At 62.1% G+C, this 23,349-nt stretch carries 22 protein-coding genes; 14 read left to right on the top strand and 8 right to left on the bottom strand.

What is annotated here, in order from left to right:
* Positions 1–26: 26 nt before the first annotated feature.
* The 5 genes from RWJ89_RS00600 (at position 27) to RWJ89_RS00620 (ending at position 5,383) form a co-directional block, all read left to right on the top strand.
* On the top strand, positions 27–1,043 hold the full coding sequence (locus RWJ89_RS00600; RefSeq protein ID WP_025396862.1) for an ABC transporter substrate-binding protein: 1,017 nt from the start codon (positions 27–29) through the stop codon (positions 1,041–1,043).
* Positions 1,044–1,114: 71 nt separating this feature from the next.
* Positions 1,115–2,563 carry a sugar ABC transporter ATP-binding protein gene (locus RWJ89_RS00605; RefSeq protein WP_168281402.1) on the top strand — a complete coding sequence of 483 codons (1,449 nt, stop codon included), beginning with the start codon at positions 1,115–1,117 and terminating at the stop codon, positions 2,561–2,563.
* Positions 2,560–3,507: an ABC transporter permease gene (locus RWJ89_RS00610; protein ID WP_168281400.1), complete on the top strand. Its 948-nt coding sequence runs from the start codon at positions 2,560–2,562 to the stop codon at positions 3,505–3,507. Before RWJ89_RS00605 ends, RWJ89_RS00610 begins: the two co-directional genes overlap by 4 nt.
* Positions 3,504–4,454 carry an ABC transporter permease gene (locus RWJ89_RS00615; RefSeq protein ID WP_168281398.1) on the top strand — a complete coding sequence of 317 codons (951 nt, stop codon included), beginning with the start codon at positions 3,504–3,506 and terminating at the stop codon, positions 4,452–4,454. The genes RWJ89_RS00610 and RWJ89_RS00615 overlap by 4 nt, the downstream gene beginning before the upstream one ends.
* A 14-nt stretch (positions 4,455–4,468) precedes the next feature.
* Entirely contained in the window at positions 4,469–5,383 is a 915-nt protein-coding gene (locus RWJ89_RS00620) for an SMP-30/gluconolactonase/LRE family protein (protein WP_222000414.1), read from the top strand.
* A 76-nt stretch (positions 5,384–5,459) separates the two neighbouring features.
* On the opposite strand, the gene RWJ89_RS00625 is transcribed toward RWJ89_RS00620, so the two are convergent.
* A complete protein-coding gene (locus tag RWJ89_RS00625; protein ID WP_222000413.1) occupies positions 5,460–6,686 on the bottom strand; it encodes an MFS transporter in 1,227 nt (408 codons plus the stop codon).
* 119 nt (positions 6,687–6,805) lie between these two features.
* Here RWJ89_RS00625 and RWJ89_RS00630 point away from each other — a divergent pair, with 119 nt between their 5' ends.
* Together RWJ89_RS00630 and RWJ89_RS00635 are read left to right on the top strand one after the other, a co-directional pair.
* Positions 6,806–7,396, top strand: a complete 591-nt coding sequence (locus tag RWJ89_RS00630; RefSeq protein WP_168281392.1) for a TetR/AcrR family transcriptional regulator — start codon at positions 6,806–6,808, stop codon at positions 7,394–7,396.
* Positions 7,397–7,586: 190 nt separating this feature from the next.
* Positions 7,587–8,924, top strand: coding sequence for an epoxide hydrolase family protein (locus RWJ89_RS00635; RefSeq protein WP_316028155.1), 1,338 nt, complete (start codon positions 7,587–7,589; stop codon positions 8,922–8,924).
* A gap of 122 nt (positions 8,925–9,046) precedes the next feature.
* On the opposite strand, the gene RWJ89_RS00640 is transcribed toward RWJ89_RS00635, so the two are convergent.
* The 5 genes from RWJ89_RS00640 to paoA are packed head-to-tail and all read right to left on the bottom strand — an operon-like array spanning position 9,047 to position 14,441.
* The gene (locus RWJ89_RS00640) at positions 9,047–9,658 is read right to left on the bottom strand and encodes a nucleotidyltransferase family protein (protein ID WP_168281389.1); all 612 of its coding nucleotides are present in this window, start codon (positions 9,656–9,658) and stop codon (positions 9,047–9,049) included.
* Entirely contained in the window at positions 9,651–10,580 is a 930-nt protein-coding gene (locus tag RWJ89_RS00645) for an XdhC family protein (RefSeq protein WP_316028157.1), read from the bottom strand. Before RWJ89_RS00645 ends, RWJ89_RS00640 begins: the two co-directional genes overlap by 8 nt.
* 55 nt (positions 10,581–10,635) lie before the next feature.
* Positions 10,636–12,834, bottom strand: coding sequence for an aldehyde oxidoreductase molybdenum-binding subunit PaoC (paoC, locus tag RWJ89_RS00650; protein ID WP_316030411.1), 2,199 nt, complete (start codon positions 12,832–12,834; stop codon positions 10,636–10,638).
* A gap of 3 nt (positions 12,835–12,837) precedes the next feature.
* Positions 12,838–13,788, bottom strand: coding sequence for an FAD binding domain-containing protein (locus tag RWJ89_RS00655; RefSeq protein WP_222000409.1), 951 nt, complete (start codon positions 13,786–13,788; stop codon positions 12,838–12,840).
* A complete protein-coding gene (gene paoA, locus RWJ89_RS00660; protein ID WP_222000408.1) occupies positions 13,785–14,441 on the bottom strand; it encodes an aldehyde dehydrogenase iron-sulfur subunit PaoA in 657 nt (218 codons plus the stop codon). Before paoA ends, RWJ89_RS00655 begins: the two co-directional genes overlap by 4 nt.
* Before the next feature lie 234 nt (positions 14,442–14,675).
* Between paoA and RWJ89_RS00665 the strand changes: the two genes are divergently transcribed.
* A complete protein-coding gene (locus RWJ89_RS00665; protein WP_222000407.1) occupies positions 14,676–15,542 on the top strand; it encodes a creatininase family protein in 867 nt (288 codons plus the stop codon).
* Here the strand turns inward: RWJ89_RS00665 and RWJ89_RS00670 are convergent.
* Complete coding sequence (locus RWJ89_RS00670; RefSeq protein WP_168281379.1) at positions 15,505–16,494, bottom strand: LysR family transcriptional regulator; 990 nt, start codon at positions 16,492–16,494, stop codon at positions 15,505–15,507. The genes RWJ89_RS00665 and RWJ89_RS00670 overlap by 38 nt on opposite strands.
* Positions 16,495–16,678: 184 nt before the next feature.
* On the opposite strand from RWJ89_RS00670, the gene RWJ89_RS00675 reads away from it, so the two are divergent.
* From RWJ89_RS00675 to RWJ89_RS00700, 6 genes are all read left to right on the top strand, one after another.
* A complete protein-coding gene (locus tag RWJ89_RS00675) occupies positions 16,679–17,695 on the top strand; it encodes an ABC transporter substrate-binding protein (RefSeq protein ID WP_168281378.1) in 1,017 nt (338 codons plus the stop codon).
* Positions 17,696–17,768: 73 nt separating this feature from the next.
* Positions 17,769–18,593 carry an ABC transporter ATP-binding protein gene (locus RWJ89_RS00680; RefSeq protein ID WP_168281376.1) on the top strand — a complete coding sequence of 275 codons (825 nt, stop codon included), beginning with the start codon at positions 17,769–17,771 and terminating at the stop codon, positions 18,591–18,593.
* Positions 18,593–19,435: an ABC transporter permease gene (locus RWJ89_RS00685; RefSeq protein WP_168281374.1), complete on the top strand. Its 843-nt coding sequence runs from the start codon at positions 18,593–18,595 to the stop codon at positions 19,433–19,435. The genes RWJ89_RS00680 and RWJ89_RS00685 overlap by 1 nt, the downstream gene beginning before the upstream one ends.
* Positions 19,435–20,748 (top strand): cytosine deaminase, encoded by a 1,314-nt coding sequence (locus RWJ89_RS00690; protein ID WP_168281372.1) that lies wholly within the window; start codon positions 19,435–19,437, stop codon positions 20,746–20,748. Before RWJ89_RS00685 ends, RWJ89_RS00690 begins: the two co-directional genes overlap by 1 nt.
* Position 20,749: 1 nt before the next feature.
* The gene (locus tag RWJ89_RS00695; RefSeq protein WP_316030412.1) at positions 20,750–22,159 is read left to right on the top strand and encodes an FAD-binding oxidoreductase; all 1,410 of its coding nucleotides are present in this window, start codon (positions 20,750–20,752) and stop codon (positions 22,157–22,159) included.
* Positions 22,156–22,737: an NAD(P)H-dependent oxidoreductase gene (locus RWJ89_RS00700; RefSeq protein ID WP_168281368.1), complete on the top strand. Its 582-nt coding sequence runs from the start codon at positions 22,156–22,158 to the stop codon at positions 22,735–22,737. The genes RWJ89_RS00695 and RWJ89_RS00700 overlap by 4 nt, the downstream gene beginning before the upstream one ends.
* Here RWJ89_RS00700 and RWJ89_RS00705 read toward each other — a convergent pair.
* The gene (locus tag RWJ89_RS00705) at positions 22,734–23,123 is read right to left on the bottom strand and encodes a RidA family protein (protein ID WP_168281366.1); all 390 of its coding nucleotides are present in this window, start codon (positions 23,121–23,123) and stop codon (positions 22,734–22,736) included. The two genes, RWJ89_RS00700 and RWJ89_RS00705, sit on opposite strands and share 4 nt — an antisense overlap.
* Between the last annotated feature and the right edge of the window lie 226 nt (positions 23,124–23,349).

Genomic DNA, 23,349 nt, shown 5'->3' on the forward strand with positions numbered 1-23,349 from the left:
CCAGCGCGATCATCAGGGAGGAAGACATGACAATCCGTAAGATGCTTCTGGCATCGGCCGCTATTGCTTGCGCCGCGATGCCCGTTTCCGCCTTTGCCGACACGTCGGCCAAGAAGATCGCCCTTTCCAACAACTATGCCGGCAACTCCTGGCGCCAGGCCATGCTGACGAGCTGGGGCAAGGTGACGGGCGAAGCCGTGAAGGCCGGCACCGTTGCCGCAGCCGACCCTTTCACCACCGCCGAGAACCAGGCGACGGAGCAGGCCGCGCAGATCCAGAACATGATCCTGCAGGGTTATGACGCCATCGTGCTGAACGCCGCCTCGCCGACGGCGCTGAACGGCGCGGTCAAGGAGGCCTGCGACGCTGGCATCACCGTCGTGTCCTTCGACGGCATCGTCACCGAACCCTGCGCCTGGCGCATCGCCGTCAACTTCAAGGAAATGGGCCGCAGTGAGGTCGAGTACTTGTCGAAAAAACTTCCGGACGGCGGCAACCTGCTCGAGATCCGCGGCCTTGCCGGTGTCTTCGTCGACGACGAAATCTCGGCGGGCATCCACGAGGGCGTCAAGCAGTTCCCGCAGTTCAAGATTGTCGGCTCCGTTCACGGCGACTGGGCGCAGGACGTGGCGCAGAAGGCTGTTGCCGGTATCCTGCCGAGCCTTCCTGACATCGCTGGCGTGGTAACGCAGGGCGGCGACGGCTATGGCGCCGCACAGGCGATTGCAGCGACCGACCGGAAGATGCCGATCATTATCATGGGCAACCGCGAAGACGAACTGAAGTGGTGGAAGGAGCAGAAGGACGCGAAGGGTTATGAGACCATGTCCGTGTCCATCGCCCCCGGCGTCTCCACGCTCGCCTTCTGGGTGGCGCAACAGATCCTCGACGGCAAAGAAGTCAAGAAGGACCTCGTCGTGCCCTTCCTGCGCATCGACCAGGACAATCTCGAGACCAACCTTGCCAATACCCAGGCCGGTGGCGTCGCCAACGTGGAATACACGCAAGCAGACGCAATCAAGGTCATCGAGTCGGCAAAGTAAATCTCCCGGCGACTGCCGCGCGGCCGCAGAAGGTCGCGCGGCATTTTTTGCAAGCAGGCATGGCGGGCAGCATGGATGACGTTTTGAAGGCGGTGATCGCCGTCGATGGCGCCAAGGTGAGCTTCGGCGCGGTCAGGGCACTCGATGGCGTGACCCTCCACGTCATGCCGGGCGAATGCGTCGGGCTTGTCGGACACAATGGCGCCGGCAAGTCCACTATCGTCAGCGTCATCAACGGCGGTCTCGCGCCGCATGAAGGAAGTGTGGCGAGCGACGGCGAGCGGCTGGAGCGCTATGGCATCAACGCGGCGCGTGCCCGCGGCGTGCGCTGCGTCTTCCAGGAGCTTTCGCTCTGCCCCAACCTTTCGATCATCGAGAACACGCGCATCATGCATCGCCATCTCGGTGGTTTGGGCTGGCGAAGGCGCGCCGCAAGAATCATCCAGACGAGCCTCGACGCCGTCTTTCCCGGCCACGGCATCGACAGCAGCCGGGCCGTGGGAGATCTTTCGATCGCCGAGCGGCAGATGGTCGAGATATCAATGGCCTTTTCCGACGCCGGCATTGCGCCGCGTTTGGTGATCCTCGACGAGCCGACCTCGTCGCTCGATGCAAGCCTTGCCAGGCAGATGCTCGACCATGTCCGCCGCTTCATCGCCACCGGCGGGTCCGTCATCTTCATCTCGCATATCCTGCACGAGATCCTCGAAACCGCCGATCGCATCGTCGTCATGAAGGACGGCCGCGTTGTCGCCGAGCGCCCGGCGCGGGGCTTTGACCACCACGGCCTCGTGGAAGCCATGGGAACCGTTGCGAAGGAGGAAACCAAGCGCTCGGCCCGCGAACAATCCACCGCTCCGCTCATTCTGTCCCATCAGGCAAAGGGCCTTCCCTTTGCGGCCCGCAAGGGCGAGATCATCGGACTGGCGGGCCTGGCGGGCCATGGGCAGACCGAGCTCCTGCTCGCCCTGCATGCCGCCCAGTCGAGCAACTGGCTGCCGGAGAGAGATCCGCTCGTCACCTTCGTTGCCGGCGACCGCCGCCTCAACGGCGTCTTCGAGCTGTGGAGCATCCTGCGCAACTTCTCCATCGCCTCGCTCGGTGACCTCTCCCGGCGCGGCCTCATCCTGGCGGACGAAGAGGAGACGAAAGGCGCCGACTGGAAGCGGCGGATCGAGATCCGCACCCCCGATATGGACAATCGCATCCTGTCGCTTTCGGGCGGCAACCAGCAAAAAGTGCTTTTTGCGCGCGCGCTTGCGACGCGCGCACCTGTCGTCCTGATGGACGATCCGATGCGCGGTGTCGACGTCGGCACCAAGCAGGAGGTCTACGCGATTATCCGCGAGGAAGCGGCGCGCGGCCGCACCTTCATCTGGTACTCGACCGAGATGGACGAGGTTCGCCTCTGCGACCGCGTCTACGTCTTCCGCGAAGGCCGCATCACCACCGAACTTGCCGGTGATGCCGTCAACGAGACGAGTATCATCGCCGCCTCCTTCGAGGGGGCTGCTGCATGACGTTCCGGCTGTCGTCCGACGCCCTGCGTCTTGCCATTCCCGCCTTGTCGCTGACGCTGCTGCTTGCCGCCGTCTTCTGGCTGCAGCCGCGCGCCATGAGCTATGTCGGGCTCAACCTGCTGTTCAACCTGGCTGTGCCGATCGCGCTTGCGACGATCGCCCAGATGATCGTGATGGCGGTCAACGATCTCGATCTCTCGATGGGCGCCTTCGTCAGCTTCGTCGCCTGCGTCACCGCGACCTTTCTGCGGGATGCCCCGTTGATCGGCGTGCTGATCCTGGCCGGCGCGATCGCAACCTATGCGGCGCTCGGCGTTGTCATCTATCTGCGCAACCTGCCGTCCATTGTCGTGACCCTCGGCATGAGCTTCGTCTGGGGCGGCCTTGCCGTCCTGCTGCTGCCGGCACCGGGCGGGCAAGCGCCGGACTGGGTGCGCTGGTTGATGACCGTCAAGCCGCCGCTCGCGCCGATGGCGATCGTCGCCAGCATCGTCATCGCCTTGGTCGCTCATCTTCTCGTCATGCGGTCGTCGCTCGGCGTGCTGATGCGCGGCATTGGCGGCAACCAACGCTCGGTCGAGCGCGCCGGCTGGTCGATTGTCGGGGCGCGCGCGAGCGCCTATGGTCTTGCCGGTCTCTTCGCGGTGCTCGCCGGCATCGCCCTCGTCGGCCTGACGACCTCGGCCGATGCCAATATCGCGCTGCGCTACACGCTGCTGTCGATCGCTGGCGTGATCCTCGGCGGCGGCGAGTTCATCGGCGGCCGTGTCTCCCCGATCGGTGCCGTCATCGGTGCGCTGACGCTGACGCTTGCCGGCTCGTTCCTGTCCTTCCTGCGCATCTCGCCGGATTGGCAGATCGGGGCTCAGGGCGCGATCCTGATCATCGTGCTGGCACTTCGGCTGATGCTGAACCGCCTGGAGAAGCGGGAGAAACGCCGATGACCCCGCTCCTTCGCCTCTTCCGCAAACCCTGGATCTGGTCGTGGCTTGCCGCCTTCGTCGTCTGGTTCCTGACGATCATGGTGACGCTCGGCGCCAGCGCGCTCGGCCTGTCGCAGGCAGCCCTCACCTTCGCGGCCTTCTCGGTCATCGTCGGCATCGGCCAGATGTTCGTCATCACGCTCGGTCCCGGCAATATCGATCTCTCGGTTCCCGCCACCATGACGCTTGCCGGCACGGTGGCGCTGAAGCTGATGAATGTCGAAAACGGCATGATCCTGCCCGGCCTTCTCGTTGCCATCGTCATCGGCCTTGTCGTCGGCCTCGGCAACTATGCGCTCATCAAGGCGCTGCGCATTCCGCCGATCATCGCCACGCTGTCCATGAGCTTCATCGTGCAGTCCGCCGCGATCTGGACGAACCGGGGCTTGCGCATCAAGCCGCCGAGCGTGCTGGCGGAATTCACCACGTCGAACGCGCTCGGCGTGCCGAATGTGGCGATCGTGGCATTCCTCATCTCGCTGCTTGCCTGGTTCCTGCTCGAGAAGACGATCTACGGACGCTGGATCTCGGCGATTGGCCAGAGCATGCCGGCAGCGCGCATGGCCGGCATACCGGTCGACGGCACACGTTTCGTCACCTACCTCTTCTGCGCGGTGCTCGCATCGGTCGCAGGCTACCTGCTCGCCTGCTTCTCCGGCGGCGCGGCGCTCAACATGGGCTCGGAATATCTCCTGATGTCGATCGCTGTCGTCGTGATCGGCGGCACGGCGGTCGCCGGCGGCGATTCCAACGTGCCGGGCATCTGGGGTGCATCGCTCTTCATGTTCCTGGTCGTCTCCATGCTCAACACTTACGGGCTCGGCGCGGGCATCCGCCTGATCATGACCGGGCTCATCATCATCAGCGTCATCATGCTCGCCGGCGGTCGCCGGGCCGGCATGCGATAAACGGAAAGACCGCCATGGCCGAAGCCAGTATCTACGAAATCCACGACCCGCGCTTCCGGCAGATGATCGTGACCAGCGCCGGTCTCGAGGAGCTCTATTCCGGCTGCCGCTGGGCGGAGGGTCCCGTCTGGTTCAACGACGCGAACCAGCTGCTCTGGAGCGACATTCCCAACCAGCGCATGCTGCGATGGACGCCCGAGAGCGGCGTCTCCGTCTATCGCCAACCGTCCAACTTCACCAACGGCCATACGCGCGACCGGCAGGGACGGCTGATCTCCTGCGAACATGGGAGGCGCCGCGTCACCCGCACCGAGGTCGACGGCTCGATCACCGTGCTCGCCGACCGTTTCGAGGGCGCCAGGCTCAATTCGCCGAACGATGTGGTGGTGAAGTCCGACGGCTCGATCTGGTTCACCGATCCGACCTACGGCATCATGTCGGACTACGAAGGTTTTCGCGCCGAGCCGGAGCAACCAACCCGCAACGTCTACCGGCTCGATCCGATGACAGGCGCGCTTGCGGCTGTCGTCACGGATTTCATCCAGCCGAACGGCCTCGCCTTCTCGCCCGACGAGACAATCCTCTATGTGGCAGATTCGGCCGCAAGCCATGACGAAAGCCTGCCGCGCCACATCCGCGCTTTCGATGTGATCGACGGCATCAGGCTGGCAAACGGCCGCGTCTTCTGCCTCATCGACAACGGCATCCCGGACGGCATCCGCACAGATGTGAACGGAAACCTCTGGTCGAGCGCGGGCGATGGCGTGCACTGCTTCGATCCGACGGGCAAGCTGATCGGCAAGATCCGCGTACCGCAGACCGTCGCCAACCTCACCTTCGGCGGCCCCCAACGCAACCGGCTGTTTATCGCGGCGACGCGGTCGGTTTATTCGGTCTATGTCGCCGTGAGTGGGGCGCAGGTGCCGTGAGGTTGGTCGCCTTGAACGGTTTCGAACCGTTGGCCGGTGAACCCTCCTGCGCCGTTCCCTGCTACCGCCCGCCTTGCTACTGCGCCGGCTCCAGCATCGCGCAATCTTCCCCGCCGGTGCACTCTCCCGAGAGGGTGCGCTGACCGAGGGCAATGATGAGGACGGTCGCGGCCCCGGCCGCCGCAGAGAGCCAGAATCCGCTCTGGGGACCATAGCTGTCGACGACCCAGCCCGAGACGAAGGCGCCGAGTGCCATACCGATGCCGATGCCGGTCATCACCCAGGTGACGCCTTCCGTCAGCACCGATTCCGGCACGCGACGCTCGATCAGTCCGAAGGCCGTTATAAAGGTCGGCGAGATCGCGATGCCGCTTACGAAGACGGCGATAGCAAGCAGGGCTACCGAACTGCCGGCGACGAGCAGCGGCAGCGAGGTCAGTGCGAGGATCGCAACAGCGATCAGCAGCTGACGGTGCAAGGGGATGCGCAGATTAAGCGCGCCGAGGATCAAACCGACTAGGAAGGAACCGAGGGCATAGACACCGATCACCAGGCTTGCCGCATTCGGCTGACCAAGCTCCTTGGTGATGGCGACAACACTCACTTCAGCGGTTGCGAAGATCGCGCCGACGAAGATCAGCGCGAGCGTGATGATCTGCACCGGACGCTGGCGGATCGCGGAGCCAACCGAAGCCGCGCCGGCGACATGACGCACCTTCGGCTCGGTGCCGCGCTGCACGATGAAGGCGGCCGTCCCGAGCGCCAGAAAAGCTGTGCTCACCATCATGCCGGCTTCCGGGAATAGGGCGACGGCCAGCCCGACCGACAGCGAGGCTCCGGCGATATAGACCAGTTCGTCCGCAGCACTTTCGAACGCGAAGGCGGTGTTGAGCTCGGGCCGGTTGCGAAAGAGTTCCGTCCAGCGCGCCCGCATCAGCGCCGGAATGCTTGGCATAGCCGCCGCGAGGAAGGCTGAGGCGAACAGCGTCCACACCGGCCAGTTCTGGTTGGCCGCGGTGATCAGCGCGATGAACGCCAGCACGGATACGATGGTTGTGGGAACGACGACTGCCGTCTGGCCCAGTCGGTCGACCGCTCGCGAAATCTGCGGCGAGATCACCGCATTGGTAAGCGCATAGGTCGCCGACACGGCGCCTGCCAGCCAATATTCGCCATGTGCCTGAGAGAGCATGGCGACGATGCCAATCGGCGCCATGGCGATGGGAAGGCGTGCGAAGAAGCCGGCTGCGGAGAAGCCCTTGGCCCCAGGTGCCGCGAATATTTGCTTATACGGATTTGACATGGGACGATCCTTCCAGATATCGGGTAGAACACTTATATACGGAGCGTATGCGTTTAGATAATGCATACGTTCCGTATGTCAATGAAAAAAGATACGCGGCGTATGCCAATGGAGAAGACATGCGCAAACCGCGCCAGGAGATGATCGCAGAGACCCGCGGCAAACTGATCGCAGCCGGGCGGCGCGCCTTTGGCACGATCGGCTACGCAGAAGCCTCGATGGACGATTTCACCGGCGAAGCGGGATTGACGCGAGGGGCCCTCTATCACCACTTCGGTGACAAGAGAGGCTTGCTCCAGGCCGTCATCATCGAAATCGACGCGGAAATGACGGAGCGGCTGAACGAGGTCTCGGCCGCCGCTCCGACGCGCTGGCAGGGCTTTGTCGATGAGTGCTCCGCTTATATCGAAATGGCGCTGGAGCCCGAAATCCAGCGCATCATGTTTCGCGACGGCCCGGCTGTACTCGGCGATGTCTCGCAATGGCAGAACACCCCCGGCTGTATCGCCGCCCTCTCCCGCAGCATCGACCGTCTCAAGGCCGATGGCGAGGTCATCGACATCGACACCGAAACCGCCGCTCGCCTCATCAATGGCGCCAGTAGCCATATGGCGCTTTGGATCGCCAATGCGGAGAATCCGGAGGCGGTTTCGAAGCGGGCGGTTGCGGGCTTCAAGGCTATGCTGGGCAGCCTCCGCAGGCAGAAATAGGTGTTTGATTCCTATTCTGGCGCCGTGGGCCTGGTCGTTCCCTGACGATCGCGTTCCCGCCGCTGTGTAGCCGCCACTCCACACTCTGATACGTTTTTGGCATTTCTCGAAACATGCCAGATACGCAGACCCGGCAGACATCACTCCGTCACGAAATGTCGCCCCGGGCGACAAGAACATGGAGTGCCTCATGAAGAAGTTTGACAATATTCTCGCCTGGCGCCGGCTTGCCCGCGGAGCAATGGTGATGGCGGTTGGGCCAATGTTGCTGTTCCCAGCCGGTTACCTTGTGCCAGCGAGTGCCGCCGACGTCACATCGGACGGGCGGGCGACGCCGATCGGGGCCGACGAAACGATCCGCCCGTTCCAGATCCACGTTCCGCAGTCACAGCTTGACGATCTGCGCAGGCGCATTGCCGAAACGCGTTGGCCAGATAAGGAGACCGTGAGCGACACCTCGCAAGGCATTCAGCTTTCGCGCGTCCAGGATCTGGTCCGTTACTGGGGCACTGATTACGATTGGCGCAAGGCCGAGGCTGAGCTCAATGCACTTCCGGAATTCATCACGACGATCGACCGGGTCGATATCCAGTTCATCCATGTGCGGTCCCGTCATCCCAACGCCCTTCCAGTCATTCTGACCCATGGTTGGCCGGGTTCGACCTTCGAGTTCATCAAGGCGATCGGCCCTCTTACCGATCCGACTGCTTATGGCGGTAAAGCGGAGGACGCATTTGATGTCGTCATCCCTTCCATCCCCGGCTACGGTTTTTCGGGCAAACCGACGGAGCTTGGCTGGGGGCCTGACCGCGTTGCGCGAGCATGGGACATCCTGATGAAGCGGCTCGGCTACGCGCACTACGTTTCCCAGGGTGGCGACCACGGCTCCGTTATCTCCGACGCGCTGGCGCGCCAGGCACCGAAGGGCCTGCTTGGTATCCATCTCAACATGCCGGCGACCGTTCCGGGCAATCTCACCAAGGCGATCAACAGTGGAGACCCGGCTCCTGCGGGACTGTCGGCGCCCGAGCGGGATGCCTATGAATCGTTGAGCACCTTCTTCGGCCGGAATGCCGCCTATGGGGCCGTGATGGTGACGCGTCCGCAGACGATCGGCTACTCGCTTTCCGACTCGCCGTCGGGTCTGGCTGCCTGGATCTACGAAAAATTTGCTCAATGGAGCGACAGCGAGGGCATTCCCGAGCGTGTTTTTTCCAAGGACGAAATGCTGAATGACATCACATTGTACTGGCTGACTAACACTGGGGCATCCTCGTCGCGGTTCTATTGGGAAAACAACAACAACAACTTCAGCTCCGACGCCCAGAAGACCAAAGAGATCAAGATCCCGGTGGCAATCAGCGTATTCCCAAAGGAGATCTACCAGGCGCCGGAGAGTTGGAGCAAGGAGGCCTACCCCACGCTGCATTATTACCACCGTGTCGATATGGGCGGTCACTTCGCAGCCTGGGAACAGCCCCAGCTTTTCGCTGAGGAACTGCGAGAGGCATTCAGGTCGGTGCGTTGATCCATCGGCTGCCGAATGACGGCTTGGCATATCCGCGGCTGAGAGTGGCGAATTCAAAGCCGCGGAGAATCGAGCTCGAACCGTTGCGTCAAATCATCCTCATCTCAGTGTATTTTCGCGGATCAGTTCATTGCGCCACCGGCCGCCAATACCTCGTCCGGCGTGTCGACATCGAGCAAGGCCGCGTCGCCAACATCGACATCGAGCACGGGCAGGCCTGATGTGGCGATGATAGCGCGAGCGCCGACATCGCCTCGAAGTCGGAGGACTGCCTGAGTGAGAGAACGTGGCAGGATAACAGGATTGCCGGGCTTGCCCTGTGAAACGGCGCGCACGACGGTCTCGCCGCCCGAGTTGCGGAAGGCGGAAATCAGGGCGTCGAGATGCGTCGTGGAAATGCCGGGCATATCGGCCAGCATGACGAGAATGCCTTCGGCGCTGTCGGCGTCTCTCGATGAGAACCCTGCTATGAGTGAGCTCGCCATGCCGCTGGCGTAATCGGGATTATCGATGAAAGTCAGATCGAGCCCATCGAGCGTGGCCTCGATCTCGCTCCTGCGATGGCCCGTGACGACAATGACGGACGCTGCATCGGCAGCGAGCGCGGTCAATGCTGACCGCCGCACGAGCGGCACGCCGTCGAACGCGGCCAGCAGCTTGTGCTTCCCGCCCTCACCCATCCGGCTTGCCTTGCCGGCAGCGAGAATGACGATCGCGACCGACGCCTTACGCATAAGCCACCAGTCTTGCCGCGGCGACATCAGCCAGAACAGACAGGGCGAGCGAGGTTGCATCCCGCGTTGGGCCGAACATTCCGATGGGCGCCTTGATACGACGGATGTCGTCTTGTCCGAAACCCAAGGTCGTCAACCGCTCGACACGCCGATGATGCGTCCGGGTGCTGCCGAGCGCGCCGATATAGAACGCCGGCGAGTGAAGCGCGGTCTCGAGAATGGCGGCTTCGGCGTCGATGTCATGATGCAGGAGCACGACGGCGGTGAAAGGATCGATGGTATCGGCTGCGACCCTGCCCCCCTCGCCCCGTCCTCTGACGATCACGTCGTAGCCGGAAGCCTCGGCCAGTCGTGCGACGGCCTGCGCTTCAAGCGTCTGTCCGGAAAGGACGATACGGGTGCGAGGACGATAGACGGTCAGGAAATTACCTTCGGTCCAGCACGTCCGCAGCGGCGGGTCGACCGATATAAGCGTCTGCCGCTCTGGCGAATATGCAAGGCCGGGTGCCTGCCTTCGTTCGAGACGATCAAGAACATGCTGCAGAGCGCCGACATCTTTGAGGACATGGATAGCGATGGAGATTCCTCCGCCGCAGGGAAGAACGATGTCGAAGAAGGGCGAGCCGTCGCCGAACTTGACCGTGCGGTCCCGTCCGTCTTTCACGGCAAGCAGCGCTTCTGCGGCGACGGCGGCTTCGATGCATCCGCCGGAGACATAGCCGCAGAACCGCCCGTCTGCTGCAACGGCCATATGAGCGCCGAGCGCCCGCGCAGCGCCACCGCGGATTTCGACAAGGGTTGCAAGAGCCGCCGCGCCGAGGCAATGGGCGTCTATCGCGAAGCGAAGCAGTTCCGCAGGATCGTCGGTGGACGAGGCCCTGACGGGAATTGGTGCTGCAACGGGCGCAAGTGTCTGATCCATGCAAGATCCTACAGAAAGTGACGGTGGTCCGGGCTTTAAGACCGCCGCCGACTAATCAGGCCACATCCGGCAAGCCGCCGATCAGCTTGTCAAGGGTCAGCGGGTAATGCCGAACCCTGACGCCGGTCGCATTGTAGACGGCGTTGGCGATTGCTGCCGCGACGCCGCAAAGGCCAAGCTCGCCGACGCCCTTGGCCTTCATCGGCGAGGACATCGGATCGGTCTCGTCCATGAAGATCACCTCCTGGTGCGGAATGTCGGCATGCACCGCCACTTCGTAGCTGGCGAGATCGTGGTTGACGAAGAAGCCGCGACGGGTGTCGACCGCCAGTTCCTCGGACAGTGCGCCGCCCGCCCCCATCGTCATCGCGCCGATGACCTGGCTGCGGGCCGTGATCGGGTTGAGGATCCGACCTGCCGCGCAGACTGCGAGCATTCTGCGAATACGACTTTCTCCCGTGGCAATGTCGACGCCAACCTCCACGAAGTGCGCGCCGAATGTCGATTGCTGATGCGTCTCGGTGAGCTCGCCCCACTTGATGGTGTCCTCGCCGACAAGACCATCCGGACCGGCGGCCTCGGCAAGAGGCACCGAACGATTGCCCGAGCGGACCTCGCCATTCTCGAAGACGATGTCTTCGGAGTTGAAGCCGAGCTTCTTGGCGATGGCTTCACGCAGCTTGACACAGGCTGCATAGACGCCAGACGTGGAAGAGTTTGCACCGAACTGTCCGCCGGAACCTGCAGAAACCGGAAAACGCGAGTCGCCGAGTTGGACGGCGACCTTGTCGATCGGGACTCCCATCATTTCGGCGGCGGTCTGGGCGATGATCGTGTAGCTGCCCGTCCCGATGTCGGTCATGTCGGTTTCGACCGTTACGACGCCTTCCCGGTCGAGTTTTACCCGGGCTCCGGAGGGAAGGACGAGGTTGTTGCGGAAGGCAGCGGCGACGCCCATGCCGACCAGCCAGCTGCCGTCCCGCCTGGAACCCGGCCTTCCCCTTTCACCCCAGCCAAACCGCTCGGCACCGAGCGTCAGGCAGCCGACGAGATTGCGCTGGGAAAAAGGCCGCTGCGGCTTTTCCGGATCGACCTGCGTGTCGTTGACGATCCGAAACTGCACAGGATCGATCCCAACTTTTTCGGCAATCTCGTCGATGGCGATTTCGAGCGCCATCAGTCCGGGGGCTTCGCCCGGAGCGCGCATGGCATTGCCCTCCGGGAGGTTGAGTGTTGCAAGACGCATCGCGGTCATCCGGTTTGCACCCGCATAGAGGAGCCGCGTCTGGTTGACGGCGGTCTCCAGTCCGCCGCCCGGAAGGTCGCCGGACCAGCTTTCGTGCGCAATGGCGGTGATCTTGCCGTCACGCTCGGTTCCGATGCGGATCCGCTGGATCGTCGCCGGCCGGTGGGTGGTGTTGTTCATCATGAACGGTCGCGGCAAAGCAACCTTGACGGGGCGCCCAATCGCACGCGCGCCGACAACGGCCAGCACGGCATCCGCCCGCAGGAACAGCTTGCCGCCGAATCCGCCGCCGATGAAGGGCGACATAAGGTGGATCTTCTCCTTGTCGATGCCGAGCGTCGTTGCAAGGTCGGAGCGCCACCAGTCGATCATCTGGCTGGAGGTCCAGACGGTCACCTCGTCGCCGTTCCAGGCCGCGATCGATGCGTGCGGCTCCATCATCGCATGCGACTGGTCGGGCGTCGTATAAGACGCGTCAACAGTGACGGGAGCTGACCTGAAGGCAGCCTCGAAGTCGCCGACCGCTGTATCGGGCTGCTGCGATTCATCCGGCTTGACGGCTGAATCCTTTGCCTGGCCGAGATCGAACACACCCTTTTCTTCGGCATAGTCGACCTTGACCAGGGAGGCTGCGGCGCGTGCCTGCTCGAAACTCTCGGCGACGACGACCGCGATTGCCTGGTGATAGTGCTGAACCTCGTCGCCACCGAAAAGCTTGGCGGTGTTGAACCTGCCCTTCTTCCGCTCGCCGATGTCGAGCGTCGTCACGACGGCAAGCACACCCGGAGCCTTCTTGGCGGCGGAAACGTCCATGGACGTGATGCGGCCCTTGGCGATGGCCGCACCGACGGGATAACCATAGCCGTAGGACATATTGGGATCGTGCCACTCATAGGCGTACATCGCGCGGCCGGTCGTCTTGAGCTGACCGTCGATGCGGTGGATCGGCTGGCCGACGACCTTCAGATTGTCGATCGGGTTGGTTGTCGCTGGCGTATCGAACTGCATGGCTCAACCCCTTGCTTCGGCAATGACGGCGCCGAGCGTGCGCTCGACAAGATCGATCTTGAAACGGTTCTGTTCGGTCGAACGGGCGCCGGCAAGAAGCACGCCTGCCACCGCCCGCGCGCCTTTCGGCAGCTCGGCTTCGGCTGCCTCGATGCGCCACGGTTTGTGGGCGACGCCGCCGACGGCGACCCGTCCTGTGCCGTCCGGCTGGATCACCGCTCCGACCGAGACCAGCGCGAAGGCATAGGAGGCGCGGTCTCGCACCTTGCGATAGATGTGCTTGCCGCCGACCGGGGGTGGCAGCAAGACCGCCGTGATGAACTCGCCGCGCTCAAGAACGGTCTCGATATCAGGCGTGTCGCCGGGTAACCGATGAAAGTCGGCGATCGCAATCGCGCGACGACTGCCGTCGGCCTTGACCGTTTCCACAACGGCATCGAGCACCCGCATGGCGATCGCCATGTCACTCGGATGAGTGGCGATGCAGGCTTCGCTGGTGCCGACGACGGCATGCTGGCGGCTGAAGCCGCCGATAGCGGAACAGCCGCTGCCTGGCTGTCGCTTGTTGCACGGCTGGTTCGGGTCATAGAAATAAGGACAGCGCGTGCGCTGCAGGAGGTTGCCGGCCGTCGTTGCCTTGTTGCGCAGTTGCCCGGAGGCACCCGCGACAAGCGCCCTGGAGATCAGGCCGTAATCGCGGCGAATGGTTTCATGAGCTGCAAGATCGGTGTTGCGGACCAAGGCGCCGATGCGCAGCCCGCCCTCCGGCGTGGGTTCGATCTTGTCGAGGCCGACACCGTTGACGTCGATCAGATGCGTTGGCGTTTCGATCTCGAGCTTCATCAGGTCGAGGAGGTTGGTGCCGCCGGCGATGAACTTGGTTTCAGGATTTAAGGCTGCCGCCTTGGCCGCGGCCTCGACGGACGAGGCACGTTCATAGGTGAAGGCTCTCATGCTTTAATCCCCGCGACTTCAGCAATGGCATCGATAATGTTGGAATAGGCGCCGCATCGACAGATGTTGCCGCTCATGCGTTCGCGGATCTCGACAGGAGTGACGGCCGCCTCTGCCGTAAGATCGCCGGTGACGTGGCTCGGTATGTTCGCCTTGATCTCCTCGAGCACCGCCACGGAGGAACAGATCTGTCCCGGTGTGCAGTAGCCGCACTGGAAGCCGTCATGCTTGACGAAGGCCGCCTGCATCGGATGAAGGTTTTCAGGCTGGCCGAGGCCCTCGATCGTGGTGATTTGATCGCCTTCGTGCATGACCGCCAGTGTCAGGCACGAATTGATGCGGTGGCCGTCGACCATGACGGTGCATGCACCGCATTGGCCGTGGTCGCATCCCTTTTTTGTGCCGGTCAGATGCAGGTGCTCGCGCAGTGCATCGAGCAGCGACGTTCTGTTGTCGACCTCGAGATCGCGCTTCTCACCGTTAACCGCGAAGGAAACTTTGGATGTATTGGATGTATAGGCCATGTCATTTCCTGGGGACTGTGCCGCCGCGGGCGCGACGGCTCCGGTGACCGCAATCGTTGCGGCCGACGAGATAAGTAGATCTCGACGGGAAAGTTCCAGTTGTGTCTGGCTTGGCATGAACTGTTCCACCTTGCTCGTTGGACATGGGCGCGCGTCAACGCCGTCTGCTGAGGTAGTGCAACTCCGCCTCCTGATTAGACCCCTTCCGTTGCATACGGTTATCGATCTGGCTCATGAATTCCCCGAGCCGCGGTCATAAGATGCCGCGAGCCACAACTTCAATGAAGTTGCCTTGGACGCGGAAGCGCCAGCGGAGCAACGCCCGCCGATGCGCGCGAAAAAAAGCAGCGCCATGCGCAAAAAATGATGCTTTTCGGGCTCATCATTATTCCCTACTCCCTATCGAAGCAGGTGACGAAAGGGGAAGACCGCATGCCCACGCCGTTTTACTGGAACGAGCTCAATACATATGATTTTGCCGGCCTCTCCCCCGAGACCACGATTGCCGTTCTGCCAATCGCCTCGACGGAACAGCACGGCCCGCATCTGCCGATCGCAACGGATGTTGCCATCGCGACCGGCATGCTGGCGGAGCTGAAGAGGCAGCGGCCGGAGGACCTGGACATTCTGGTCCTTCCGACACAGGAGATCGGCAAGGCCAACGAACACATCTATGGCCCCGGCACGCTGTCGCTCAGTGCCGAGCTGCTCATCCCGGTCTGGACGGCGATCGGCGCAAAGGTTGCCGAAGCCGGGCTGCGGAAGATGGTGATCGTCAATTCCCACGGCGGTAATGTCGACATCATGAGCATCGTCGCGCGCGAACTGCGCGTGCGCCATCAAATGGCGGTGGTCTCCACGCAATGGGGCCGTTTCGGTCATCCGGAAGGCATGGTCAGCGATCACGAGAGCAAATATGGCATCCACGGCGGCGATGTCGAGACGTCGTTGATGCTGCACTTTCGCCCCGAGCTGGTGCGGATGGACAAGGCGCAGAATTTCTCCTCGAAGGCCGAAGGGATGCGGGAGCAATCCAAATTTCTTCAGCCTCTGCCGCCGCATTCGCTGGCCTGGATCGCGCATGACCTCAATCCCTTCGGTGTCGTCGGCGATGCCTCGATTGCCACTGCCGAAAAGGGCGAGGCGATCTGCCGCCATCAAGTCAACGGGTTCGTCGAGCTGCTCCGGGACCTCAAGGCCTATCCGCTTTCGGATCTCTATGTGAAATAGGCTCAGCCGCGGGTTTCACATCCGGTGGGATATGACCCTTGGCCTGCAATTCCTGCACCAGGCCGAGCAGTTCTGCGAGCAGATATTCGACGAAAAGGCTGGTGGCCGCGTCGAGCGGCGCACGGGCACGCGCAAACAGCTTCATCTGCTGGTAACGCGCATGCGGCTCGGCGATCGGCCGGAAGACGAGTTCACCGCGCCGGCATTCGGTGATGACGTCGAGCGGATTGAGCAGCGTCAGCCCGGTGCCGCATTTGACGAGCTGTTTCAGCATCTCCGATGCATTGGTTTCCAGCACCGGCTCGACCGAAATGGGCAGGCGCGCAAAAGCAAGGTTGATCACCTCGCGCAGGCTGGTGCCCGGCTGCGCCAGAACCAGTTTTTCCTGAGTGACATCGGCGAGGTTGATCGGCCCGGGACCGATCAGGTGATGCCCCGGCGGCAGCACGACGCCGATCGGGATATCGAAATTTCCAAGCGTGCGGATGCCGGGCATGGCGGGGATATTGAAGCCAAGACCGATATCCACCTCGCCTGATACAACGGGGTTGGCCGTCGTGCCGCCGGTGTCGTTGCGCAGCTGGACGAAGACGCGCGGATGCTCTGAAAGAAAGCGCGCGATGATTTCGGGCAGCGGCCCGGCGGCTAGCCCAACGGTCGTCACCATGCGCACCTTGCCTGCCTGCTGCATCTTGAGGCTGCGGATACGCCCCTCCAGGCGCTCGTAATTCTTCAGCACGTCGCGAATATGCTCGATGCAGAGCTCGCCGGCAGCCGTCAGCCGCAGGCCACGCGGCAGCCGCTCGAAAAGCGGCGCCCCGATCTCCTCCTCCAGCGCCAAAATCTGCCTGTTGACCGCCGACGACGCCACGTTAAGGCGCGCGGCCGCCTTGCGGATCGAACCGCAACGGGCAATCTCGTTGATGTAAAGAAGGCGTCTGGAGTGCAGCATGATCTCTCCGATGCATATATTTTGCGCAGGCCGCACAAATTATCTTCAGCTTTCCCAGGGATGCCGAAAAGGCATCAATGTGCACGAATTTTGATGCTTTTCAAAGCGCATGGCAATGGCTCAAATTCTCTCAAAAGGGAGCCGGATAAGGCTTCCCTCTGCCACAAAAGGGGAACTGCCGACCATGTTGAAAGCACAGACGAACAGACAATTCCTGAGCTGCCTTGGCCTCGCCTCGATGCTTGCCGCGGCCTCGCCGGCGCTTGCCCTCGACAAGGTGAGCTACGGGACGAACTGGCTTGCCCAGGCGGAACATGGCGGCTTCTACCAAGCCGTCGCCGACGGCACTTATGCGAAATACGGCCTCGACGTCACCATCGTCCAGGGCGGCCCGAATGCTGCAGGCAGCGCGCTGCTGATCTCCGGCAAGCTCGATTTCTACATGGGTGGTCCTCAGGGAGAGATATCCGCCGTCGAGCAGGGCATTCCACTGGTCGATGTCGCCGCGATCTTCCAAAAGGATCCGCAGGTGTTGATCGCTCATCCGGACAACGGCGTCGACAAGTTCGAGGATCTCGCCAAGCTGAAAACGCTGTTCCTCAGCAAAGACGGCTACCTCACCTATTTCGAATGGATGAAGGCCAACTTCAAGGGCTTCAAGGACGAGCAGTACAAACCCTATAACTTCAGTCCCGCCCCTTTCCTTGCAGACAAGGACTCTGCTCAGCAGGGGTACCTGACCTCCGAACCTTACGAGATCCAGAAGCAGGCAGGCTTCGAGCCGAAGGTCTTCCTGCTCGCCGACAACGGCTACTCGCCCTATTCGACGATGATCACGACGACGCAGGCGATGATCGACGGCAAGTCCGATGTCGTGCAGCGCTTCGTCGATGCTTCGATCGAAGGCTGGTACAACTATCTCTACGGCGACAACACCAAGGCGAACGAACTGATCAGGAAGGACAATCCTGAAATGACGGACGGCCAGATCGCCTATTCGATCGCCAAGATGAAGGAATACGGCATCATCGAATCCGGCGACAGCCTCGACAAGGGCATCGGCTGCATCACCGACGCCCATTACAAGAAGTTCTTCGACGAGATGACCGCCATCAAGGTGTTCAAGGCCGATACCGATTACACCAAGGCCTTCACGACGAAGTTCGTCTGCAAGAGCACCGGCGTGGCACTGAAGAAGTAGGCCGACCGACGGCTCTCCTGGTCCGCCATCGAGGATGTGGCGGGCCGTATCCTCCCGCATGAACGAGACAGCAATGCTCCCAGCAGAAGCCCAGGCGGTATCCCCGAAAGAGACGCGCAAGCGGCCGCTTGTTATCATGCAGTCGGTCTCGAAGGTCTTTTCAAGCGGCACTGTCGCCCTTTCGAACATGTCGCTCACGGTCGAAAGCGGCGAGTTCGTCAGCCTGCTCGGCCCTTCCGGCTGCGGCAAGTCGACGGCGCTGCGCATCATCGCCGGTCTCGGCGATGTCACCTCGGGAACGATCGACTGGCCGAGTTCGCGCATCAATTCCCGAGGTCTGCCGGAGGGCGATATCGGCTTTGTCTTCCAGGAGCCGACGTTGATGCCCTGGAAGAACGTGTTCGACAACGTCCACTTGCCGCTGAGGTTGAGGCGCGTTTCGAAGGCAGCCGCGCGTGATCAGATTATGGGAGTGCTGACCACCGTCGGTCTTCAGGATTTTGCCAAGGCCTATCCGCGGGAACTTTCCGGCGGCATGAAGATGCGCGTCTCGATCGCCCGTGCGCTGGTGACGAAGCCGAAGCTGCTGCTGATGGACGAGCCTTTCGCCGCGCTCGATGAGATCACCCGCCAGAAGCTCAACGACGACGTGCTGCGGCTGTGGAAGGCGACCGGCATTACGGTGATTTTCGTGACGCATTCGGTCTTCGAGTCCGCCTATCTCTCGAACCGCATCGTCGTGATGAAGGCAAGGCCCGGGCGCGTGCATGCCGACGTCCCGCTGATCACCAGCCTCGAACGCGACGCGCACTACCGCACCTCGGAAGAATACCGCAAGGCCTGCGAAACGGTATCGCATTCGCTGATCGGGGCGATCAATTCGGCAGGGGATCATTGATGAGTGACGAAACAGACACATCGCCGCTGCTCGTTAAGGGTACCGTAAGCGCAAGGCGCCGCGATCTTGCGCTGCGCATCGCCATTCCTTTTCTCGTCATCGCCCTGTTGATCCTCGTCTGGTACGCCTATGTGAAACTGTCCGGCGTGCCGCCCTATATCCTGCCAGGACCGGCCGCTGTGGCAAACGCCTTCGTGACGGATTGGGGTACGCTTGCTCCTGCCCTCTGGGTCACCACCAAGATCACCTTCATGTCGCTGATGCTGGCGCTTGTCGGCGGCGTCGGCTTTGCGATCTTTCTCGTGCAGTCACGCTGGGTCGAGCTTGCCTTCTATCCCCTTGCCGTCATCCTGCAGGTAACGCCAATCGTCGCCATCTCGCCGCTTATCCTGATCTATGCGCCGTCGACGCAGGTAGCGCTGCTGATCTGCGCCTTCCTCGTCGCCTTTTTCCCGATCCTTTCGAATATGGTCCAGGGACTGAAGAGCGTCGACCACAATCTGATCAACCTCTTTGAGCTCTACGGCGCCTCGCGCTGGCAGACGCTGCTCTTTCTCAAATTGCCTGCCGCCCAACCCTATTTCATGACCGGCCTCAGGATCGGCGGTGGCCTTGCGCTGATCGCCGCTGTCGTCGCGGAATTTGCGGCAGGTTCGGCAGGCGCGGGATCCGGCCTCGCCTTCCGGCTTCTCGAAGCACAGTATCGGCTGAATATCCCGCGTCTCTTTGCAGCCTTGCTGATGCTCTCCCTGCTCGGTGTAGCGATCTTCGCTATCACCTCTTTCATTTCCTGGCTGAGCCTGCACCGTTGGCATGAGAGCAGCCTGAAACGGGAAAACTGATGACCTATTCCTTCATCTCCCCGCCCAATGCCGGCCGCTTCGTGCTGAGCAATGCAACGCTGCCCGCCGTTGCCGTTGTGGGATTTGACGCGCCCGCCGTCGAGGGGCTCGTCAAGGCCGATATCGTCATTACCGATGGCATGATTGCCGCCATCCGGCCGGCCGGCGCCGCACCCGCCGATTATGCCAGGACCGATCTTAAGGACGGCATGGTCTGGCCGTGCTTCGCCGATATCCATACCCATCTCGACAAAGGCCATATCTGGCCGCGCCAGGCCAATCCCGACGGCAGCTTCATGGGGGCGCTCGATGCGGTCAGGGCCGACCGGGAAGCCAACTGGTCGGCGGCAGACGTCAAACGGCGCATGGAATTCTCGCTCCGCTCCGCCTATGCCCATGGCACCAGCCTGATCCGCACGCACCTGGATTCGCTTGCGCCCCAGCATCGCATCTCCTTCGAGGTCTTTTCCGAAATCCGGGATGCCTGGAAGGACCGGATTGCACTGCAGGCGGTCGCCCTCTTCCCGCTGGATGCCATGGCAGACGGCATCTTCTTTGCCGATCTCGTCACAACAATCCGACAAACCGGCGGCCTGCTTGGCGGCGTCACCCGGATGGGGCCGGAGCTTGTCTGGCAGCTCGACACGCTCTTCGGGACTGCCGCAGAGCATGGCCTGGAGGTCGATCTGCATGTCGACGAGACGGATGATCGCGGCGCGGAAACACTGAAGGCAATTGCCGAGGCCGTGCTGCGCAACGGGTTCGAGGGCAAGGTGACCGCCGGCCATTGCTGCTCGCTCGCTCGCCAGGACGAAGACACCGCCGCGCGCACCGTCGAGTTGGTCGCCAAGGCAGGTATCGCGGTCATCGCGCTGCCGATGTGCAACATGTATCTGCAGGACCGCTATCCCGGCCGCACCCCGCGCTGGCGCGGCGTCACCCTGTTCAAGGAATTGGCCGCCGCCGGTGTCGCGACTGCGGTCGCCTCCGACAATACCCGCGACCCCTTCTATGCCTATGGCGATCTCGATCCGGTGGAGGTCTTCCGCGAGGCCGTGCGGATTCTGCATCTCGACCACCCGCTCGATACCGCCGCCCGTGTCGTCACCACCTCGCCCGCCGCCATCGTCGGACGGCCGGACAAGGGCCGTATCGCCGCCGGCGATCCCGCCGATCTCGTGCTTTTCAGCGCGCGGCGCTGGAGTGAATTCCTTTCCCGTCCGCAGTCTGACCGCGTCGTGCTTCGCCGCGGCAAGGTGATCGACCGCAGCCTGCCGGATTACCGTGAACTCGATAGCGTTGTTGGAGCCTGACATGACCGATTATCAGAAGATCAAAAAGGAGCTCGAAGGCATCGCCGTCGAGGACAATCCGGCGCTGGTGCGCCAGAAGAGCCGGGATTTCTATTGGTACTCGCCGATCCTAAAGGCGCAGCTCGACAATGTGACGGCCGATCTCGTCGTCACACCGAAGACCGAGGAAGAGGTCATAAGGACGCTGAAGGTCGCCTATGCCCATGGCGTGCCGGTCACGCCGCGCGGCGCCGGTACCGGCAATTACGGCCAGGCCATGCCGCTTTCCGGGGGTATCGTGCTGAACCTTGCGGCGATGGACAAGATCAAGGAGATCCATCCCGGCCGCGTCATCTGCGAACCGGGCATCGTGCTTGCCCAGCTCGACAAGCAGACCAAGGCCCATTCCGGCCAGGAGCTGCGCTTCCACCCCTCCACCGCGCAGACGGCGACGGTCGGCGGCTTCATCGCCGGCGGCTCGGGCGGCGTTGGCTCGATCACCTGGGGCGGCTTGCGCGACCTCGGAAACATCCTGCGCCTGCGCGTCATCACCATGGAAGCCGAACCGCGCGTGCTCGACCTCACCGGCTGGGATCTGCAGAAGGTGAGCCACGCCTATGGCACCAACGGAATCATCACCGAGATCGAGATGCCGCTTGCACCTGCCTATGACTGGGTCGATGTGCTGGTCGGCTATGACGATTTCATGGAAGCGGTGCGCTTTTCCAACGCGCTGGCGAAATGCAACGGCATTCTCGTCAAGGAAATTGCCCCGATCGCCGCTCCTATCCCGCACGACTATTTCACCCGCCACAAGCCCTACATCCGTCAGGGCCAGTCGATCGTCGTGCTGATGATCGCGCCGCACTCCATGGATGCTTTTCTGGCCTTCACGGCGGCGCTGAAGGGCGAGATCATGTTCCGCTCCGACAAGGTGGAAAGCATGCGCGGCATCCCGCATGCCTACGAGCTTGCCTGGAACCATACGACATTGCGTGCGCTGAAGGTCGACCCGAGCTTCACCTATCTGCAGGTTCAATATCCCGGACCGGATCATGTCGCCAAGGTTCGCAAGATGGTCGAAATCTTTGGTGACGAAGTGCCGGGTCATCTCGAATTCATCAAATTCGACGGCCAGATCCAGTGCTCCGGCCTGCCGCTGGTGCGCTACACCACCGAGGAGCGGCTGGAGGAGATCATCAAGATCCACCAGGACAATGGATGCCCGATCTTCAACCCGCACCGCTATACGCTCGAAGAAGGCGGCATGAAGCGCACCGACGCGGTGCAACTCGCTTTCAAGCAGGAAACCGATCCGAAGGGCCTGCTCAATCCCGGCAAGATGATCGCTTGGGAGAATCCCGATTTCGACTTCAACGCCGGTAAGAACTATCTCTTCCCCGGCCTGGCGGCCTTGATGGAGGCTTCATGAGGGTTCTCGTCCTCCACTCTCACCCGGTCGAGGAAAGTTACGGCAAGGCGCTTTACCGGCAAACCGTCGAGAGCCTTGAGAAGGCCGGGCATATGGTGGATGGCTGCGACCTCTATGAAGAGCGGTTCGATCCGGTGCTCTCGCGCCACGACCGGCTCGTCTATCACGACTATCCGGAAAATCTGAAGCTGGTGGAGTCGCATGTCGAAAGGTTGAAGGCGGCCGAGGGGCTGGTGATCTGCACCCCGATCTGGAACTTCGGCTTTCCGGCGATCCTGAAGGGATATTTCGACCGCGTGTGGCTGCCGGGCGTTTCCTTCGAGCTGGTCAACGGCAAGGTGGAATCGCGGCTGCGCCACATCCGCAAGCTCGCAGCCGTCCTGACTTATGGCGCAACGCCCTTCCGCGCCTTCGCCGCCGGCAACCCGCCGAAGAAAATCGTCAAGCGCGTGCTGAGGGCGCAGATCAATCCGGTGAGGCCGGTGACGTTCCTCGCCCATTACGACATGAACAATTGCACGCCGGAGACGCGGGCAAAATTCCTCACCCGCGTCGGAGACGCGATGGAGCGCTTTTAGAAAATTTTCGCGGCCGTCACTTCCACTTCGACCAGGAACTCAGGGCGCGTAAAGCCGCCGATGATGAGCAAGGTGGAAACCGGCTTCGGATCGAGCGTATAGCGATCCCGCACGGCCATATAGGCCGGGAAATCCTCGCGGCGGGTGACGAAGCCCGAAATGCGGATGACGTCGGCAAAACTCATTTCCGCCTCTTCGAGGATCGTCTTGATAGCCTTGAAGCAGAGTTCAGCCTGAGCAGTGATATCGCTCGGAACAGCATCGTCGAGACCGATACCAAGCTGGCCCGAGGTGACCAGGAGCGATGCGCCGGGCGGCACCAGCAGGCCGTGATTATAATTTCCAAAGGGCCGGCGCACCGAGGCCGGATTGAATGTCTTTTTCATCGATCTGAAATTCCTGAGGGCTGCAGATATCAAGCCTACAGGATGCGGCGGGATATGAGAATATCGCCTGCGTCCATAATGTTTTGCGACAAAAAGCAGGACGACCGCCTTGAACGGAATCGAACCGCCGGGCACGAGCAAATGCGGCGAACGATAAGCGCTTTTTGTAGCGGCTACATGCTTCAGCGCAGCGACTCGGCAGGTGTCAGCTAGGCGACGCAGATGA

It is taken from the genome of Rhizobium sp. 10PS4 (assembly GCF_032464805.1).
GTDB lineage: Bacteria > Pseudomonadota > Alphaproteobacteria > Rhizobiales > Rhizobiaceae > Rhizobium > Rhizobium laguerreae.